Source organism: Mesorhizobium sp. M0659 (genome assembly GCF_040320605.1).
Lineage (GTDB): Bacteria > Pseudomonadota > Alphaproteobacteria > Rhizobiales > Rhizobiaceae > Mesorhizobium.
The window spans coordinates 1-17,568 of sequence record NZ_JAMYPY010000015.1 but is presented as its reverse complement, the minus strand read 5'-3'; the positions used below and the strand labels follow the sequence as shown (position 1 = coordinate 17,568).

The 17,568-nt window shown below is 64.0% G+C and carries 18 protein-coding genes; 5 read left to right on the top strand and 13 right to left on the bottom strand.

The window, feature by feature from the left end; all coding sequences use genetic code 11:
• The first annotated feature begins 18 nt into the window (after positions 1-18).
• A complete protein-coding gene (locus tag NKI31_RS22155) occupies positions 19-450 on the top strand; it encodes a GFA family protein (protein ID WP_023668478.1) in 432 nt (143 codons plus the stop codon).
• On the opposite strand, the gene NKI31_RS22150 is transcribed toward NKI31_RS22155, so the two are convergent.
• Both NKI31_RS22150 and NKI31_RS22145 read right to left on the bottom strand, forming a co-directional pair.
• Positions 440-1,414 carry a hypothetical protein gene (locus NKI31_RS22150; protein ID WP_023687106.1) on the bottom strand — a complete coding sequence of 325 codons (975 nt, stop codon included), beginning with the start codon at positions 1,412-1,414 and terminating at the stop codon, positions 440-442. The two genes, NKI31_RS22155 and NKI31_RS22150, sit on opposite strands and share 11 nt — an antisense overlap.
• 252 nt (positions 1,415-1,666) lie before the next feature.
• Entirely contained in the window at positions 1,667-2,170 is a 504-nt protein-coding gene (locus NKI31_RS22145) for a glycosyltransferase (RefSeq protein WP_352652540.1), read from the bottom strand.
• Between the two features lie 150 nt (positions 2,171-2,320).
• On the opposite strand from NKI31_RS22145, the gene NKI31_RS22140 reads away from it, so the two are divergent.
• Both NKI31_RS22140 and rnhB read left to right on the top strand, forming a co-directional pair.
• On the top strand, positions 2,321-3,475 hold the full coding sequence (locus tag NKI31_RS22140) for a PA0069 family radical SAM protein (RefSeq protein WP_352652539.1): 1,155 nt from the start codon (positions 2,321-2,323) through the stop codon (positions 3,473-3,475).
• A gap of 154 nt (positions 3,476-3,629) precedes the next feature.
• Positions 3,630-4,325 (top strand): ribonuclease HII, encoded by a 696-nt coding sequence (rnhB, locus tag NKI31_RS22135; RefSeq protein WP_023747565.1) that lies wholly within the window; start codon positions 3,630-3,632, stop codon positions 4,323-4,325.
• A gap of 247 nt (positions 4,326-4,572) precedes the next feature.
• Here the strand turns inward: rnhB and NKI31_RS22130 are convergent, their stop codons facing one another.
• The 7 genes from NKI31_RS22130 to NKI31_RS22100 form a co-directional block, all read right to left on the bottom strand.
• Positions 4,573-5,064, bottom strand: coding sequence for a F0F1 ATP synthase subunit B (locus tag NKI31_RS22130; protein ID WP_023668483.1), 492 nt, complete (start codon positions 5,062-5,064; stop codon positions 4,573-4,575).
• Positions 5,065-5,074: 10 nt separating this feature from the next.
• The gene (locus NKI31_RS22125; protein WP_023738460.1) at positions 5,075-5,674 is read right to left on the bottom strand and encodes a F0F1 ATP synthase subunit B; all 600 of its coding nucleotides are present in this window, start codon (positions 5,672-5,674) and stop codon (positions 5,075-5,077) included.
• Between the two features lie 92 nt (positions 5,675-5,766).
• On the bottom strand, positions 5,767-5,991 hold the full coding sequence (locus NKI31_RS22120) for a F0F1 ATP synthase subunit C (protein WP_006206606.1): 225 nt from the start codon (positions 5,989-5,991) through the stop codon (positions 5,767-5,769).
• A 66-nt stretch (positions 5,992-6,057) separates the two neighbouring features.
• Positions 6,058-6,816, bottom strand: a complete 759-nt coding sequence (locus NKI31_RS22115) for a F0F1 ATP synthase subunit A (protein ID WP_023668485.1) — start codon at positions 6,814-6,816, stop codon at positions 6,058-6,060.
• Between the two features lie 63 nt (positions 6,817-6,879).
• On the bottom strand, positions 6,880-7,272 hold the full coding sequence (locus NKI31_RS22110) for an AtpZ/AtpI family protein (protein ID WP_023668486.1): 393 nt from the start codon (positions 7,270-7,272) through the stop codon (positions 6,880-6,882).
• A gap of 265 nt (positions 7,273-7,537) precedes the next feature.
• Entirely contained in the window at positions 7,538-8,722 is a 1,185-nt protein-coding gene (locus NKI31_RS22105) for a cell wall hydrolase (RefSeq protein ID WP_023668487.1), read from the bottom strand.
• 137 nt (positions 8,723-8,859) lie between these two features.
• Complete coding sequence (locus tag NKI31_RS22100) at positions 8,860-10,155, bottom strand: MFS transporter (protein WP_023807505.1); 1,296 nt, start codon at positions 10,153-10,155, stop codon at positions 8,860-8,862.
• 117 nt (positions 10,156-10,272) lie between these two features.
• Here NKI31_RS22100 and NKI31_RS22095 point away from each other — a divergent pair, with 117 nt between their 5' ends.
• A complete protein-coding gene (locus NKI31_RS22095; RefSeq protein ID WP_023692115.1) occupies positions 10,273-11,181 on the top strand; it encodes a LysR substrate-binding domain-containing protein in 909 nt (302 codons plus the stop codon).
• A 231-nt stretch (positions 11,182-11,412) separates the two neighbouring features.
• Here NKI31_RS22095 and der read toward each other — a convergent pair whose 3' ends face one another.
• Positions 11,413-12,843, bottom strand: a complete 1,431-nt coding sequence (der, locus tag NKI31_RS22090) for a ribosome biogenesis GTPase Der (RefSeq protein ID WP_023692116.1) — start codon at positions 12,841-12,843, stop codon at positions 11,413-11,415.
• Between the two features lie 76 nt (positions 12,844-12,919).
• On the bottom strand, positions 12,920-13,582 hold the full coding sequence (locus NKI31_RS22085) for a tetratricopeptide repeat protein (RefSeq protein WP_352652538.1): 663 nt from the start codon (positions 13,580-13,582) through the stop codon (positions 12,920-12,922).
• A 192-nt stretch (positions 13,583-13,774) separates the two neighbouring features.
• On the opposite strand from NKI31_RS22085, the gene NKI31_RS22080 reads away from it, so the two are divergent.
• Entirely contained in the window at positions 13,775-14,779 is a 1,005-nt protein-coding gene (locus NKI31_RS22080; protein WP_352652537.1) for a polysaccharide deacetylase family protein, read from the top strand.
• A gap of 26 nt (positions 14,780-14,805) precedes the next feature.
• On the opposite strand, the gene sbmA is transcribed toward NKI31_RS22080, so the two are convergent.
• Together sbmA and NKI31_RS22070 are read right to left on the bottom strand one after the other, a co-directional pair.
• A complete protein-coding gene (sbmA, locus tag NKI31_RS22075; protein WP_352652536.1) occupies positions 14,806-16,074 on the bottom strand; it encodes a peptide antibiotic transporter SbmA in 1,269 nt (422 codons plus the stop codon).
• A gap of 115 nt (positions 16,075-16,189) precedes the next feature.
• Complete coding sequence (locus tag NKI31_RS22070) at positions 16,190-17,341, bottom strand: YbfB/YjiJ family MFS transporter (protein WP_352652535.1); 1,152 nt, start codon at positions 17,339-17,341, stop codon at positions 16,190-16,192.
• Positions 17,342-17,568 lie beyond the last annotated feature (227 nt).

The following is a 17,568-nucleotide window of genomic DNA, read 5'->3' as shown; positions in this document are numbered from 1 at the left end:
CAAGACGGAAGAGATCCAATGAGCGCGCACCGCGGCGGCTGCCATTGCGGCAACATCCACCTGACGTTCGAAACGGGAATCGAGCCGGCCGAGGTGGAGATCCGCGCCTGCCAGTGCGCGTTCTGTGTCCGGCATGGTTCGCGCGCCGCCGCCGATCCGCAGGGCCGATTGATCGTCTCGGTCGAGGACGAGGCGCGGCTGCACCGATACCGGTTCGGATTGCGCACCGCCGATTATCTCATCTGCCGGGACTGCGGCGTCTATGTCGCTGCTGTGACCACCGACGGCGAACCGAGAGCGATCGTCATCGTCAATGCGCTGGATGACCGGCCGCGGTTCAACCGCGAGCCGGTCCCAATGGACTATGATGCCGAGAACAAAGAGGGTCGCATTGCCCGGCGGCAAGCGCGCTGGATGCCGGTCGAGATCCGCTCCGGCCTCAGCGGATGACCGGTTCGCCGTGGAAGCGGCGGCGCGAGGGCGGCGAGACGCCGAAGCCGACCTCCATCATCAGCCGTGGCGTGGTGGACGGCACGGTGCCCATGTGGAAGCCGAACGGGTCCTCGACGAAGCCGAGGCCGGCCTCGCCGGTCAGCGTGACCGGGCTGTCGTCGCCATAGACCTTGAGCACGTCTTGCGCCGGATGGCCGACCAGCAGCGTCAACTGGTGCTTGAGGCTGCGCCTGTTGTGGCTGCCTTTGACATAGACATGCGGGCCGGTGCCGGCATCGCAGGGCTTGAGATAGAAGAAGAATTTCAGCATCCGCCAGTCGTCGAGATCGAAATGATATTTGCCGAGCGAGGCAAGGTTCTTGTCGGCGTCGGAAGCCTCGCCGGTCGGAAAGCTCCACCAGACACGCGTGGTGATCAGCTTTGCCTGCCCGCCCAGATAGTGCTGGGCGATGTCGAGCAGCAGCGGGTCGTTCTGGATGGCGAGTGCCGCCTTGCAGCCGAGGATGCGCTCGAAATAGTGTCCGCTGAGCAAAGAGCGGCCGAACCGCTTCTCGGCTTCTGCGTGTTCTCCGGGCATGAATTCGAGCCGGCGGTCGAAATTGCCGAAGCACGGCGTGCTCTGAGCAAAGCTGGCGATCTCTTCGTGGATTGCCTGCGGCAGGACCAGTCCGGAGAACAGGCCATCGGTGCGCAGCGCCGCGACGATCGACTTGAGGTCGACGCCCCTGAACATCGTCGCTCCGGCACTCTGCGCGGGGCGCGCGGCTTTGGCGCCAAGCCAGTGCAGCTTGCGCGCCGGCATGGTGCGGGCAAGCACGAACATCGGCAGCCATGCGGGATTTTCGCGCAGGTCGGACAGATAGGTCGGGATACGCACCGCAATGCGGCGGAGCAGGCTGCCGTTGCGGGCAATGGCTTCCAGACTGGGGGCGCCGGATTTGTCAGGGGACGAAAGGTTCATCGGGGTCCTCAGATATGAACGGCAGCAACGACGACGCGGCGCTTGCTTACCGCTCCGGCACTACCCAAACCCCGATATCCCGCATCAACGGAATGCTAATCCCGCGTCAGCTTTTGTGCAATGCACAATAGCTTTTTGCGGCGAAAAAGAGGGATGGTGCTGCGACCGTGCCAATGCGGATGAGACGCCGACGCTGCCCCTCATCCGCCCTTCGGGCACCCTTCTCCCTGGGAACGGGAAAAGGGAGAAACATCACTTCTTCGGCGCCAGCCAGATTTCGGCGTCGAGCCGCCTGGTGGCGAGACCGCGCGCAAGGGCTTCGGCGCTGTGCGCGTTCTTCGACAGGGCAGCGGCCTGGCGCTTGCTGATGACCAGCCCTTCGGCCAGCGCCCGGTTGCCCGAAAACACCCGTGACAGGAACGGCGTGCGGCTGCCGCGCGCACGGCAAAACCGCGCCGGCATGGTTTGCCGCGCCGTGTGAGCGACAACGTCGTCGATCCAGCCCTCCGCCAGCCTTGCGCCGGGTTCCAGAAACAGCAGCCAGTCACCCTTCGCCTGCTTGATTCCCGCGGCAATGCCGCCGGCCACGAAGTGGCAACCGGCATGATCGGCAACCCGATGCGTCTGGTCGGTCGAGCCGGTGTCGCAGACGATGACATCGCGCACCACGCCCTCGACCGCGCCGCCGATCAACGAGGCGAGCGTGCGGGCAAGGCCTTCTTCGTCATCCCGGGTTTCGATGAGAACGCTGAGCATTTTTAGCCGAATAGCGGAAAGCCCGGCGCAGCGCCAGTTTTGCATGGCCCAACGAAAAAGTTCTTGCTTTGTTCTCATCAGCGAAATAGGATTATTTTCATGAACAGAGCGATTCGACAGCCAGCCGACAGTCCTTGGGAAAGGGCCAAAATGGAACATATCGTGCGTGCGGACATTGCTGCTTTCGGAGCAGGGCGAGCCGAGATGGCCAATGCGATGATCGAACAGAGCGGCATGCGCGTCCGTCCGGATCGCAACCGCGGCCGTTCCGCGGGCATCAACCCGTCCGGCCGGTTCGAGCCGGTCAGCCGGCATGTGTTCGACGACGGCTGGAATTCGCTGGAGGAATTGCCGCCGTTCAACACCGAAGTGCAGGTCGAGAAGCCGCGCACCATCATCACCCGCAACGAATCGCCCGACATTTCCTTCGACCGCTCGATCAACCCCTATCGCGGCTGCGAGCATGGCTGCGTCTATTGTTTCGCCCGGCCGACGCATTCCTTCATGGGCCTCTCGCCGGGGCTGGATTTCGAAGCGAAGCTGTTTGCCAAGCCGGATGCGGCGCGGCTGCTCGACAAGGAACTGTCGAAGGATGGCTATCAGCCGCGCACCATCGCGATCGGCACCAACACCGATCCCTACCAGCCGATCGAGAAACAATACCGGATCATGCGCGAGATCCTCGAAGTGCTGGAGGCGCGCGGCCATCCGGTCGGCATCGTCACCAAATCCCATCTGGTGACGCGCGACATCGACATCTTGTCGCGCATGGCCGAACGGGGCTTGGCCAAGGTGGCGCTGTCGGTGACAACGATGGACCGCATGCTGGCGCGCACCATGGAGCCACGCGCGTCGACGCCGACCAAGCGGCTTGAGGCGATCCGGCAGCTTTCCGATGCCGGCATCCCGGCCTCTGTCATGGTGGCGCCGATCATTCCCGGCCTGACCGACCAGGAGATGGAGCGCATCCTCGATTCGGCACGCGCCGCAGGCGCCCGCGAGGCCGGCTATGTCATCCTGCGCCTGCCGCTCGAGGTGGCGCCGATCTTCAAGGACTGGCTGCTGCGCCATTATCCCGACCGCTACCGGCACGTGATGTCGCTGATCCGTTCGATGCGCGACGGCAAGGACTATGATTCGGAATGGGGCAAGCGGATGAAAGGCGCCGGCCCCTATGCCTGGCAGATCGGCCGGCGCTTCGAGATCACGGCCAAGCGGCTCGGCCTCAACGCCGAGCGGCGCACGCTCCGAACCGACCAGTTTGTCGCCGCCGCCAAGGCGACCGAGCAGCTGATGCTGCTCTGAGAGTAGCGCCTGCCCTGCCCTCGTGGTTGGCAGGCGACCCAAGAATCCCGTCCGGCCTGTCCCCCGGCCTGCAGACGGTGCCCTCCCGGTCTTGCCCCACTCGACCTTGGAGGGACTTGCGGAGAATCGGAGCCGATGCGAACCTCGCCGCAACATGGCTCGCGCGCGTTCCGATTCTCCGCTTCTTTTCGAAATCGTCGAAAAGCCCGACTTCTCCTTCGAGACGAAGGCGATGGCTGAAGGCCTTTGGCCGGTGGCAGGCATGGACGAGGCCGGCCGCGGTCCGCTGGCCGGGCCGGTGGTGGCGGCGGCGGTGATCCTCGATCCCGCCAACATTCCCGACGGGCTAGACGATTCCAAACGGCTCAACCATTTGCAGCGCGAGGCGCTGTTCCTGAAAATCCTGGGGTCAGCGCTCGGCGTGTCGATGGCCTCGGTCAGCGCCGAAGGCATTGACGGCAGCAATATCCTCAAAGCCAGCCTGGAAGCCATGCGCCGCGCCCTTGCCGGCCTGCCGATCCAGGCAAAGCTGGCGCTGGCCGATGGCCGCGATGTGCCGCCGGGTCTCCTCTGCGAAGGCCGCGCGCTGATCAAGGGCGACCAGCGCTCGCAATCGATCGCCGCCGCCTCGATCGTCGCCAAGGTGATGCGCGACCGCATGATGTGCGGCTGCGGCAGCCATCACGAGCGCTACGGGTTCGAGGTCCATATGGGCTACGCCACCGTGCGGCACCGCACCGCGATCGAAGCGCATGGGCCGGTGGCAAGGCTGCACCGGGCATCATTCGCGCCGTTCAGGCTGGGTGGAGTTGAGGTGGTTGAGGAAGAGAGCTTCGCCGGGTTGGAGTAATGGTAATCTCCCCCCTTGAGGGGGAGATGGCCGGCAGGCCAGAGGGGGTCGCCGCGCGTGAAGCGCTAGCCCTTCTTCGCAGCAGAATGCGTCGCGCCCGGTCGAACGGACCCCCTCTGTCGCCTTTGGCGACACCTCCCCCTCGAGGGGGGAGATCAGGCGCACCGCCTTCGCCAATCTCCGTCGCCGCTCAACAAAAAAGCCGCCAGGTTGCCCGGGCGGCTTGATGTCAGCGAGTTAACCCCGCTCAGTTCAGCCTGGCCTTCACGTCCTGCAGCGCGGACTTGAAAAGATCCGCGCCGGCCTTGGCGTCGATCTTGCCGGCGAGCAGCGTGCGGGCCGCCTCGACGGCGATGTCGACGGCGCTGGCGCGCACTTCGGCGACGGCTTCGCGCTCTGCCTGGCCGATCTTCTGCTCGGCAAGCGCAGTGCGGCGGGTGACATAGTCTTCGGTCTTCTTGTGCGCCTCGGCGGCAAGCATGTCGGCCTCGCGCTTGGCGGCAGCGACGATGGCTGCGGCCTCCTGCTCGGCTTCCTTGCGCTTCTTCTGGTATTGGCCGAGCAGTTGCTGGGCCTCTTCGCGCAACCGGCGGGCTTCCGCAAGCTCGTCGCTGATCTTGGTCGCGCGGGCGTCGAGCGACTTGGCGATCAGGCCCGGCACCTTGATGTAAACGGCAACGCCGAGGAAAATGACGAGGGCAACCGTTGCCCAGAGCGTTGCGAGAGATGTGGCGTCCATAATGTGCTCCTCACCGGGCCACGGATTTGACCGCAGCCAAGATCTCGGCCTTGCTGGTCTTGCCGCCGACAAGCGCATCGACGATGGCTGAAGCGGTGTCCTCGGCAATCGTGCCGACTTCCTTCATGGCGTTGGCCTTGATGGAAGCAATGCTGGCCTCGGCCTCGCCGAGCTTCTTGTCGAGGGCGGCCTCGACCTTCTTGCGGGCAGCCTCGGCTTCAGCCTTGGCAGCGTCGTTGGCCTGCTGCCCGATCGCGTTGGCCTTGGCCTTGGCTTCCGCCAGTTCCTGCTCGTAAGCGGCAACGGCGGCGTCGGCCTCGCCCTTCAGCCTGGCGGCCTGGTCGAGGTCCTGCGTGATGCGATCGCTGCGGACGTCGATGATGCCGCCAAGGCGCGGCATCACCACCTTCTTCAGGAACAAATAGAACAGCCCGAACGTGATCGCCAGCCACAGAAGCTGGGACGGAAACGTCGCCGGATCGAATGGCGGGAACGTGCCGTGCGCCTCGGCAGGCACGCCGGTGCCGGAATGCGTGTCGCCTTCCGTACCGGTATGGGCGCCTTCAGCGGCGGGTGCGGACTCTTGCGCAAACGCAGATGTCACGAACATGGACTATCCCCTGATATCAGGCATGGCCGCAGGAATGCGGCCAGCCAATTCTTCCCAATGCTCGTCCGACCAATAATTGGCCGAACAGGGGCTCAGCCGAACAGGGCGAGAAGCGCGATGAGAAGCGAGAAAATGCCCAGAGCTTCGGTCACGGCGAAGCCGAAAATCAGGCGGCCGAACTGGCCATCGGCGGCCGACGGATTGCGCAGGGCGCCCGCCAGGTAGCTGCCGAAGATGTTGCCGAGGCCAATGCCCGCGCCGCCCATGCCCAGGCAAGCGATACCGGCGCCGATGTACTTTGCTGCTTCTGCGTCCATTTTAAACTCCTTTGGATCTGTAATTCGTTGCAATTCCATCCGGCGAAAGATGCCGGAAATTCTAGGTCAGTGCCCGGGATGCAGGGCGTCGTTCAGATACATGCAGGTCAGCACCGCAAAGACGTAGGCCTGCAGGAAAGCGACCAGCAATTCCAGCGCGGTCAGCGCGACTGCCATGGCCAGCGGCAACACCGAACCGGCAACGCCGACGGCGCCGAGCGCGCTCAGGCTGACGACGAAGCCCGAAAACACCTTCAGTGTGATGTGGCCGGCCAGCATGTTGGCGAACAGACGAACCGAGAGGCTGACCGGGCGCGACACGAAGGAGATCACTTCGATCAGCACCACCAGTGGCAGCAGGAACACCGGAACGCCATGCGGCACGAAGAGCTTGAGGAAACCCAGACCGTGCTTCGTGAAGCCGTAGACAACGACGGTTCCGATCACCAGGGCTGCGAGGCCGAAGGTGACGATGATGTGGCTAGTGACGGTGAAGAAGTACGGGAAAAGGCCAAGCAGGTTGGCGACCAGTACGAACATGAACAACGAGAACACGAAGGGGAAGAACTTCATGCCCTGCGTTCCGGCGGCGTCGCGCAGCATGTTGGAGACGAACTCGTAGCCCATTTCCGAAACCGACTGCAGGCGCCCGGGAACAAGGCTGCGGCTCGAGGTCGAGAGGTACAGAAACGCCGATGCGACGAGGACGGTCGCGACCATGAACAGGGACGAATTGGTGAAGGACAGGTCATAGCCTCCGATGTTGATCGGAATCAGCTTGACGATATGGAACTGGTGGATCGGATCGACCTTGTCAGCAGCCATTTACATCCCCGTCAAAGCCGCGAACGGCCTTAAGTGTCCTTGTGCGCCGTTGGCGGCGCCATTTCATTCTTTCGGATCGTGCGACTTCTCGCTTTTTCCGAATTCCGCCACAACACCTGACGAACGCAGGACATTGAGCACGCCGGCGCCAAAGCCCAGCAACAAGCCGACGACCAGACCCCATGGCGAGGTTCCCGCCACACGATCCAGAAACCAGCCAAGGCCCACACCCACCACTATCCCGGCGATGAACTCGCTGGACAGCTTGAGCGCCTGGCCATATCCGGCCGTCGCTTTCGCGCCGTCATTCCCCTCGAGCTGATCCGGCCGTCTTGTCGCAAGCGATGCTCCAAGCTCACGCCGGCGGCGTTCGAGATCTTCGTCGCGGATGTCGGCCTCGTGCTTGCTGCCGCGGCCGGTTTCTCCGGTTCCGTCTGGCCCGTTCTTGTCGGCCATCGTAACCCCCCTGCCCGGTCAGACCGTCACCGTCCGTCCGCTTCTAAAGTCGCCGGCAACATAGTTAGAGGGTTTGCGCCCGTCAAGCCACGGGCGGGACTTCAAAGCCATGTATTTTTTCTATTGGAATCAACCACTTGGCGAGGTGCGACATCGTGCCCGGCACTATCGGGTCGGCACATGCCCCGAATCCGTCCGGCGACCGCTGTCCGATTTCGGCTTCCAGGGCCTTTGCGGTTCGTTTGCGACAGGCAAGCCGAAGGGCTCAGCTCCAGCCGCCGCCATACGTGCGGTAGAAGATATGCAGGCCGATCTTGGTCATCTTCTGCATCGTGCGCGCCCAGCCCGGATGGACGTAGTTGGCGTAGTAGTGGGTCGATGAGCCGACTTCGGGAATGAATATCTTGCCGGCGGTGACCGCCATCGCGACGTCCTGCGCGGTCTTGTAATGGGCGGGGCTCTCGATGCGCTTCTTGCGGCCGTCGCAGGCGAAGGAGAACTGGCAGCGGTTCAGCCAGTTGTCGTTCTGGTAGACGACGCCGCAAATCGAGTTCGGATAGGCCGGATTGCGGACGCGGTTGAGAATGACCTGGGCGACGGCGGCCTGGCCGCGCACGGATTCGCCGCGCGCCTCGAAATAGATGCCGTTGGCGAGGCAGGCCTGCTCCTTCGTGGAGAAGACGCTGGCCGGCAGCGGGTTCTGGATCCACGAGTGGTCACCCTTGGCCATCGGCGGAATGAAGCGCCCGCTGCTCGGCTCCTCGTCCTGCAGCAGCGCTTCGAAGGGTGAGGCCTTGGCGTAATCGGGTTCGGCCTGGGCATAGGCGGTGGCCAGCACGTCCGGTCTGTCATTGTTGACCAACGCGGCAAGCATGGCCGGCACGCCGGGATCGGGCTTCTTGTCCACGTTGGTGTGGAAGGCCTGGGCGATCTGGATTTCCTTGCCCTTGATGCCGGGCTTGGCGAAGGCGAGCTTCAGGCCGCTGTCCATGCTCGGCCGCAGCAGCGAGGAGGTGCGCTGAAAGATCGAGCCGGCATTGAAGTTCTTCGGCGGCGCCACCGGCGAGACCTGGATGATGCGGCCCTTCTTGTCGGCGCGCATGATGCGGTCCTCGTCGGGCGTGATGCCGGCGACATTGCCCTTGCCGCGAAACGAGACCTTGCCGACGCCGGGCAGGCGCACGCCCGAGCCCGAGAGCGAACCGGTGGTGACGGAATCGATGAAAGGCATTTCGGCGGCATGAACCGAGCCGGCGACGGAGCGCTCGACATAAGAGTTCCAGCGGGTGCCCGAGGCTTCGAGGCCGGAAATCAAGCTGCCCATGTCCTGGTAGGCGACGACAGTTGGAAAGCCGATCCAGATGCCGAGCCCGATGACCAATGGCGATACGAAGGAACGTTTTTTCTCACCGGCGGCGGCGGCCAGCCGCTTCAGGACACGTCGATGCACGGGGAACTCTCCAGAAACGCCACTGAGCCACTGGAGAGCCAAAGTGAAGCATTAACCTTGATGCGGGGTTAACGCGGTTGATCGTGTTTTTCCGAAGCGGCCCGAAATGGGACGCCGTTTGCCGACCGGCCAACCCGTCAGTTCGGCCGCAGGAAAATTGGCCATGCAATCAAGGCGCAGAGCGCGCCCACCAGCCAGACGCCAGGCCACGACCAGACAAGCAGCAAAGCCGGAATGGCGGTCGGCACCACGAAGAAGGCGATGAAGACGAAGCTGTTGGCAAGACCGAGCGCGGTTCCGGCGCGGCTGGCGCCGGCAAGCGTGGCGAGTTCGGTGTAGGCGACGCCATGCCAGGCGGAGACCGAAATGCCGGCAACGACCAGCAGCACGGCAATCGCCGGGATCAACGCGGCATGGGCGTCTGGCGTGGCTCCTGCCGCCAGGACCAGCAGGCCGACGGCCGCGAAGCCAAGCGCGCTCGTCATGCTGCAGAGGCGCAGGAACCAGCGGCGGTTGCCATGGCGGTCGGTGAAGCGGCCGCTCCAGACGCGCATCACCATCGCGCCGGTCTGCACCGCGGCAAGGCTGGCGCTGATCGTGAGCGTGGCCATGCCGGCGAAATCGTGCAGGAAAACGGAGGCGAAGGTGAGCACCGCCACTTGCGGAAAGCAGAGCAGGCCGATGGCGGTGGCGATGCGCCAGACCTCGACATTGCGCAGCGGCGCCGGACCGCCCGACTTTGCCATGGCCATGCTGCCGGCATTGTCCAGTTCCGGCGGCTGGTGCAGCCATCGCAAGGCAAACAGCGCAGAGACGGCGTTCATGGCGGCCAGCAGCCCGAAGACCGCCGCGAAACCGTGCACCGATGCCAGCGACGGCAGGACCAGCGCGCCGAGCCCGCCGCCGAGCGGCACCGCGGTCTGCCTGATGCTCATGGCAAAGCCACGTTCGCCTTCATGGAACCAGGCCATGATGGCGCGGCCGCTGGAACCGTTGACGCTGCCGCCGAGCAGGCCGGCGACCAGAAGGCATGCGGCCAGCATTGCGACGCCAGGCACATAGGTCACTGAGGGCACGATGAACAACGCCATCAGGGCGAGCCACGCCGCGGTCGCACCAAGGCCGGTCAATAGCACGCCGCGATCGCCCCAGCGGTCGGTGAGCAGACCCCAGGGCAGTTCGCTCAAGGCGACGCCCAGTCCGAGAAGGCCGACGACCAGGCCGAGATTGCCATTGCTCAAGTGATAGCCCGACCGCAGAAACACCGCCGCCGCCGGTATGCCGGCGAAGGTTGCGGAGAAACTGGCATTGGCGGCAACGCCGATGCCAAGCACCTTCCAGCGATGATTGGCGCGAAATCGTTCAGCCTTCGACGTGACGGCCGCGGCTCGGCCAACCCGGCCTGGCTCACAATTTGCGTCGGCAATCGACATGGCGGGACTCCTGTTGATGCCCTTTCGGGACCTTGACGCCTCGTCTTTACCGCCATAACTTCATCCCGAATATCGGGAAGTTTTTGACAATTGTTCCCGAAAAACAGGATCGTTATGATGCGCCGCGTAACCTTCGACCTCGAAGTCCTCCGAAGCTTCGTCACCGGCATGGAACTCGGCAGCTTCGCCAAGGCCGCCGACCGGCTTGGACGCTCGACCTCGGCGGTGAGCGCGCAACTGAAGAAGCTGGAGGACCAGGCGGCGACGCCGATCTTCCGCAAGTCGGGCCGCGGACTGGCGTTGACCGAAGCCGGCGAAACCATGCTCGGCTACGCCAGGCGGCTGCTCGAGTTGAACGACGAGGCTGCCTCGGCCATCCACGACGTGGAACTGGAAGGCTGGGTCAGGCTCGGCCTGCAGGAGGATTTCGGCGAGGCGGTGCTGCCGGAGGTGCTCGGACGCTTCGCCCGCGCGCACCCCAAGGTCAAGATCGAGGCGCGGATCGGGCGCAGCTATGAACTCGCCGAGCGGATCACATCAGGCAATCTCGACATTGCGTTGGCCTGGGACAGCGGCCAGGCGCTGCCTTACAGCCGGCATGTCGGCGACGCGCAATTGCGCTGGATCGGGCCGGCCAAGCTGATCGAGACCAGGCTGCGCGAGGGCGAGGCGCTGCCGCTGGTGGCGCTGGAAGCGCCGTGCCTGCTGCGCACGGTGACGACGGAAACACTCGACCGCGCCGGCCTGCCATGGCGGATGGCCTTCTCCAGCCCCAGCCTTGGCGGCATCTGGGCGGCGGTCGCCGCCGGCCTCGGCCTGACCATCCGCACCGATATCGGCCTGCCGGCCAATGTCAGGGCGATGGCGCCGCAAACGCTGGGCTTACCCGCGCTGCCGACCATGGCGCTGGTGCTGCACCAGAAAGACGCCGAACTGGACCCGGTGGCGGCGCGGCTGGCGGATATATTGTGGCACGCGGCGGTGGCGGCGCTGCCGCAGGACGAGCGGTTGAGAGAGGTCGCTTAGACGGAAGCGGCTGTCCAGCGTAGCGTTCCGTCACACCCCCCTCTGTCCTGCCGGACATCTCCCCCGCAAGGGGGGAGATTGGATCTCGCGAATGCTTTCGCCAATTTTCAACGTTGCAAGAGAGGCTCCAAAGACGAAACGACTGATCTCCCCCTTGCGGGGGAGATGCCCGGCAGGGCAGAGGGGGTGCTGTCCCGCCAATCTTGCGGAGAATTCCGCAACCGTCACCGCTCACTTGCGCTTGTTCGCTCTCCCCGCGAACGGGTTGTCCGAAGTCCGCAGCGCTATCCGGATCGGCACGCCAGGCATGTCGAAGGCTTCGCGCAGGCTGTTGGAGAGATAGCGGACATAGGATTGCGGCATCGCATCCGGCCGCGAGCACTGGACGACAAAGCCAGGCGGCCGCGTCTTGGCCTGGGTGACGTATTTTACCTTGAGCCGGCGTCCGGCGACGGCGGGCGGCGGATGATGCGCAAGAATGCTTTCCAGCCAGCGGTTGAGCTTGCCGGTGGAAACGCGGCTGTTCCACACCTTGTGCGTCTTGATGACGGCATCCATCAGCTTGTCGAGGCTGCGCCCGGTCTCGGCCGAAACCGTCACCGCCTGGATGCCGCGCACTTGCGGCAAAAGCCGTGTGGTCTTTTCGCGCAATTCGGCCAGCAGTTCCTGCGGATTGTCGATCAGGTCCCATTTGTTGAAGGCGATGACCGGCGCCCTGCCCTCGCGGATGATCAGGTCGGCGATCTGGAGGTCCTGCTTCTCGAATGGGATGGTGGCGTCGAGCACGATGATGACGATCTCGGCAAAGCGGATGGCGCGCAGACCGTCCTGCACCGACATCACTTCCAGCTTTTCGTGGATCCTGGCCTTGCGGCGCATGCCGGCAGTGTCGAACAGTTTTAGCCGGCGGCCATGCCAGTCCCAGTCGACGGAGATGGAATCGCGGGTGATGCCGGCTTCCGGGCCGGTCAGCAGCCGCTCCTCGCCGATCAACGCGTTGATCAGCGTCGACTTGCCGGCATTGGGCCGGCCGACGACGGCGATGCGCATCGGCTTGGTGTCGTCATAGGCGGGTTCGGCGTCGGGATCGGTGATGTCCTCGCCGATCAGCACCTCGCTGGCGGCGACGTCCTCGGCCTCGTCTTCTTCCTCGCCGAAGGCGCGGTCTTTGCCCAGCGCCTCGATCACCGCGTCGCGCAGATCGGGCATGCCCTGGCCATGCTCGGCCGAGACCGGGATCGGCTCGCCCAAGCCCAGTTCCCACGCTTCCAGCATGCCGCCCTGGGCGCCCTTGGCCTCGGCCTTGTTGGCGACCAGCACGACCGGCTTGCCGGACTTGCGCACGATCTCGGCAAAGGTGCGGTCGTCGGGCAAAAGCCCGGACTTGGCGTCGATGGTGAAGAAGATCAGGTCGGCTTCGCGGATGGCGATCTCGGTCTGCGCGCGCATGCGGCCGGGCAACGTCGAGGCGGCGGCGTCTTCGAAACCGGCGGTGTCGATGACATCGAAATGCAGATCGTAGAGTTTGGCCGCGTGGACGCGACGGTCGCGGGTGACGCCCGGCGTGTCGTCGACAAGCGCCAGCTTCCGTCCCACCAATCGGTTGAAAAGCGTCGATTTGCCGACATTGGGCCGGCCGATAATGGCGACTTTGAAGCTCATCCGGCTATCCATATCATCGCCCAAACCGCAGCGCGCCCTTGGGTCAGGCCCGAGGGCAGGCTTTGGGCGATGCGTATCATGACGCGCCCGAGCCGCGGATCAATTCCGACATCAGCGTCGCCCGCTGGCGCGCGTTGCGCGGGGCGCCGTCATCGGCGGCGATCTGGTCGAACAGTTTCAGCGCATCCTGGGTCTTGCCTTCCTTCCAGGCGGCAAGGCCGAGCGCTTCGCGCGCCGTGTGGCGCAGCGTGTTGTTGTCGGCGGTCAGCGCCTCGACGCGGCTGGAGACGTCGGCGAAGGAGCCGTGGTCGACGAGCAGCAGGGCTGCCCGCAGGCGCGCCATGTCGCGAATGCCCTGCGGAATGGCGGTGTCGGCGGCGACGCCATCGAAATCCGCGACGGCAGCGGCAAAGTCGCCCTTGTCGGCCTTGACGGTTGCCGCGCGCATGCGGGCGAGCAGCGGATAGGCGCCGTAGCCATCCTTTTCCAGCTGTTCGAGCGCGGTCAGCGCCTCGTCGCTCTTGCCGTCATTGGCAAGCTTCAGCGCCTGCGAAAACGCATCGCCCGAGCGGTTGGCGCGGGTCTCGTCCCAATAGCGGTAGCCGACGAAGGCGGCGGTGCCGAGCACCACCAGGACGGCGAGGACAAGGATCGCCGGGCCGAAACGATCCCAAAGCACCTGCGCCTTTTCGCGACGGATCTCGTCGTTGACTTCGCGGATAAAACTGTCGTCGGACATCAATCAAAACCATTGCTGCCCCAACAGGGGCGCTTCTTGAGCCCGCGTTTTAGCGAAATTTCGCGGGCATGGAAGGGGCTCGGCAGGAAAATCGGCTAATCGCCAGGCGCATAGCTGCCGACATTGATCGCACCCACGCCACATTTTGCCGATAGCCGGCTTGGACTGCCTCAGATCAAGCCCAGATTGCCGATGCCACGTTTGTCCCGCGTTGTTGCGTTTTCCTCAGCCGTGCTTGCCATGGCGGGCACTGCTTTCGCCGACCCGCCGGCGCCGCCTGCCCCGGCAAAGCCGAAGCAAATCGTCATCATCTCGTTCGACAGCGCCCGGGAGATCTCGCAATGGCAGCGCAGCCGGGCACTGGCCAAGCGCACCGGCGCGCATTTCACCTACTTTCTGTCCTGCGTGTTCCTGTTGTCGCAGCAGACGCGCGCCGAATACACCGCGCCGGCCAGGTCCGCGGGCAAATCCAACATCGGCTTTGCCGTCTCGAAGCAGGAAGTCGCGGACCGACTCGACCAGATCGGGCTTGCCGCTGCGGAGGGCCATGACATTGCCAGCCATGGCTGCGGCCACTTCGACGGCAAGGACTGGAGCAAGGCCGACTGGCTGAAGGAATTCGCCTCGTTCGGGCGCATTCTGGAGAACGCCTATACGATCAACGGCATGGCGCCCGAGCCGGCGGGCTGGCACGCCATTGCCCACGCCGTTGTCGGCTTTCGCGCACCCTACCTCTCGACCGGCAAAGGGCTCTACGAGGCCCTGGGTGAAGCCGGCTACCACTATGACGCCAGCGGCGTTTCGAATGGCCCGGTCGAGCCGCCGACCGGCGGCGGCCTGACCCGCTTTTCGCTGCCACAGATTCCGGAAGGCCCGAACTCAAGGCCGGTGATCGCCATGGACTACAATCTTTATGTCCGGCATTCCGGCGGCTTCGAGCGGCCGAGCCAGGCAGCCGAGTTCAGCGATCGGACCTACCAGGCCTTCCGCGCCGCCTTCGACAAGCAATATCAGGGCAAGCGCATCCCGCTGGTGCAGAGCTTCCACTTCACCTTGATGAACAACGGCGCCTACTGGAACGCGCTGGAGCGCTTTGCCGACGAGGCGTGCGTGAAAGCCGACGTCGAATGCATCAGTTTTCGCGATTATGTGCAGCGGCAACGTGGTAGCGAGAGGCAGGCGGCGGTGGGCGGCTGAGCCGCCAACCGTCTGTGCAAATAGGATCAAGCCGGGTCGGGTTCCTTTGCCTGTTCCTGACGCTCCATGAAGTGGCGGTCAATGTCGGGCAGCGGCTCGCCGCGAATCGTCGCCTCGAAGGCGCGAAGGCGCTTGTGAACTGACAGAAGCTCGACAATCGTCGACCAAGAATTGACGAGATACTGGAATGAGTTGGTTACCTGACTGAAGGCTGAACTGACCTGGTTGATGAGACCCAGCGTCAGCGTTCCAGCGATCATGGAAGGCACCATCAGGAAGTAGGAGAAGACGTTGTTGGTCTGAAGATAAAGATAGCGGACCACGTTGAAATACACATAGTGGAAATACAGGCGAAAGTAGTTTTGCCGCACACTCGCAAACAGCTCCGCGACGGTCTGCGGCTGCGCCCGGACCGGATCGTCCTCACCGTAGACGAGTTCCTTGCGATATGCTGCCTCGACGCGCTGGTTACGAAACTGCAAGCCAGGAAGCTTGATGCCTGCGGTCGCAATGATGACTGTACCGAAGACTGCCCAGAAGATCGCAGCCAAAACCAGCGGCTGAGGAACATGACCGATCAATGGCAACTCTGTGACATGCTTAGAATAACTGAGCAGGATCGGCATGAAAGCGATAAGCGTCATGATGGAATCGACGAAGCTAGTGCCAAGGTCTTCCATTATCTTGGAAAACCGCATCGTGTCTTCCTGCACACGCTGTGCAGCGCCCTCAATATGGCGCAGCTTCGGCCAATAGGACATGTAGTAATTGTTCATCGCAGTGCGCCAGCGAAACACCCAGTGGCTGACGAAGAAGTTTGTCAAAACGAACACGGTAACCGCGACAAGAGCGATACCGAGGAAAGTGATTATTTGAGCGTAAAGATCAGCCTCGGTTGCCTTGACCGTTTTGCTCACGATGCCCTGAATGAGGTCCCAGAATGGTCCATACCATGCGTTGATCGCCACGCTTACCTGCACCTGAAAGTAGGTCGTGAACAGGAGCAGCGAACTGCCGAGGATAGACCATTGGTCCCACGGGTGCGGAGAATACCAGTGCCAGAAGCCATAGAATATCAAAACGCCAAGCGCATAGTAGATGTAGAACCAGAGGAACGGAGGCGACCAGAACACCGAGACGCCTATGATGGGCGGCGCGTCGGCAAGAGCCGGAGGCAAGCCGAGAAACGCGCCAAGCTGGTCAGCACCGAGGAACCAGGCTGCCACGAGAACCGCAGTCCAGACGACGGCCGAGATGAAAAACAGCTTCGGCTGCGGGAAGAAGGATACGAACACTGTGGCGAATTCCTCGGTCGATGCGCAAATCAGCGGGGTTTAGCGGGCATAAAGTCACACATTAGGTGGAAAGCAAATGCCCGTGCCCGATGCCCGGCATCGAGCAAGACCACAATCATGGCGATTTTGGCGCGGCCGACCAGGTGATCCCAGCAGATACCAGCAATACGCCAGCAGCGACGATCGAGGCGAGGAAGAAGTTGCCCGAGGCTTGCGCCAGCAGGCCAGCGACGATGGGGCCGACGATCTGGCCGATGCCGAAGGACGCGGTCATCAGAGCGAAGATGCGGCGCGGCGCCTGCGGCACGAGCTGCCTTGCCGTCTGCAGGCCGAGTGCTGTTATGGCGATGAAGGTGCCGCCGAGCAGGACTCCCGCGAGCAATGGCCCGGCGGCGGCGCCGATGGCGACGCTGGCGGTGACGCCGACCACTTCGACCAGGCAGCCCAAGGCATAGGCGGCATAAAGCCCGATCCGTGCCGCTACCTTCTGCCACAGCCAGACCGAGGGGAAGCCGGCAAGGCCGGTGACCATCCAGACGCTTGCCTCGAAGACACGGCCGCCGCCGCCCTGGCGCACGATGGCGACCAGGAAGGTCGCCGTCACCACATAGCCGAAGCCGAACAGGCCGTAGGCAACGATGACTTTTGCCAACGACCGGTCCCTCGGCAGTGCCGGTTCGCGGTCGGCCACGCCGCTGCCAGGTGCGGTGCCGCCGGCGAGCAGGGCGACGAGCGCAAGGCCGCCGGCGGAAATCGCTGCCGACCACAGCCAGCCCGAAGCCCAGCCGGCATGTTCGGTGACCAGAACCGCCATCAGCGCTGAGGATGCCGCGATGCCGAGGCCGACGCCGCCGAAATGCAGCGCCTGCAGGTCGCTTCTGTTGGCGGCTGCCAGGTGACCGAAGACGATGGAGGCCATGAACACCATGACGAAGGCGCTGGCGAGACCGGCAAGGAAACGGATGAGGATGAAGGCCGTCATCGTTTCGGTCAGTCCCATCAGGGCGGCGAGCGCAGCACTGGCGGCAAGGCCGCCAAACATCAGCAGCCGCTCGCGCCCATGCGCCCAGCCGCCGGCCGCCGCAAGCGCGCCGACGAGGTAGCCGAGGTAGTTGGCCGACGCGATCCAGCCGGCATCGGCCGGCGACAGATGCAGTTCTTCCATCATTCCGGGCAGGATCGGCGTGTAGACGAAACGGCCAATGCCCATGGCGACGGCCATGGCGATCATGCCAGCGAGAGCAAGGCGTAAGGGCGCGGCGTTCATTGCAGCGCACAATAAGGGTGCTGCCCGGTCAGACCAATCCACTTGCGTTGGGCCAGATCGGTCCGTGCAACGATGGTGGCCGGGCACGAAAGCCCATCTGACGTCGCGCCGCCCCGCCTGCCGGTGTCCAGCCGATAGATGGGTAACACTTTGAACCGGATACATAGGTGACACTTCTCTCCCCCTATGCGTCCGCCGCAGCGCCAAGCGGATTGGTTGGCGCGGCG

Coding starts and splice junctions, on each gene's coding strand:
- NKI31_RS22155 (WP_023668478.1), top strand. CDS start 19: ATGAGCGCGCACCGCGGCGGCTGCCATTGCGGCAACATCCACCTGACG.
- NKI31_RS22150 (WP_023687106.1), bottom strand. CDS start 1,414: ATGAACCTTTCGTCCCCTGACAAATCCGGCGCCCCCAGTCTGGAAGCC.
- NKI31_RS22145 (WP_352652540.1), bottom strand. CDS start 2,170: ATGCTCAGCGTTCTCATCGAAACCCGGGATGACGAAGAAGGCCTTGCC.
- NKI31_RS22140 (WP_352652539.1), top strand. CDS start 2,321: ATGGAACATATCGTGCGTGCGGACATTGCTGCTTTCGGAGCAGGGCGA.
- rnhB (WP_023747565.1), top strand. CDS start 3,630: ATGGCTCGCGCGCGTTCCGATTCTCCGCTTCTTTTCGAAATCGTCGAA.
- NKI31_RS22130 (WP_023668483.1), bottom strand. CDS start 5,064: ATGGACGCCACATCTCTCGCAACGCTCTGGGCAACGGTTGCCCTCGTC.
- NKI31_RS22125 (WP_023738460.1), bottom strand. CDS start 5,674: ATGTTCGTGACATCTGCGTTTGCGCAAGAGTCCGCACCCGCCGCTGAA.
- NKI31_RS22120 (WP_006206606.1), bottom strand. CDS start 5,991: ATGGACGCAGAAGCAGCAAAGTACATCGGCGCCGGTATCGCTTGCCTG.
- NKI31_RS22115 (WP_023668485.1), bottom strand. CDS start 6,816: ATGGCTGCTGACAAGGTCGATCCGATCCACCAGTTCCATATCGTCAAG.
- NKI31_RS22110 (WP_023668486.1), bottom strand. CDS start 7,272: ATGGCCGACAAGAACGGGCCAGACGGAACCGGAGAAACCGGCCGCGGC.
- NKI31_RS22100 (WP_023807505.1), bottom strand. CDS start 10,155: ATGTCGATTGCCGACGCAAATTGTGAGCCAGGCCGGGTTGGCCGAGCC.
- NKI31_RS22095 (WP_023692115.1), top strand. CDS start 10,273: ATGCGCCGCGTAACCTTCGACCTCGAAGTCCTCCGAAGCTTCGTCACC.
- der (WP_023692116.1), bottom strand. CDS start 12,843: ATGAGCTTCAAAGTCGCCATTATCGGCCGGCCCAATGTCGGCAAATCG.
- NKI31_RS22085 (WP_352652538.1), bottom strand. CDS start 13,582: ATGTCCGACGACAGTTTTATCCGCGAAGTCAACGACGAGATCCGTCGC.
- NKI31_RS22080 (WP_352652537.1), top strand. CDS start 13,775: ATGCCACGTTTGTCCCGCGTTGTTGCGTTTTCCTCAGCCGTGCTTGCC.
- NKI31_RS22070 (WP_352652535.1), bottom strand. CDS start 17,341: ATGAACGCCGCGCCCTTACGCCTTGCTCTCGCTGGCATGATCGCCATG.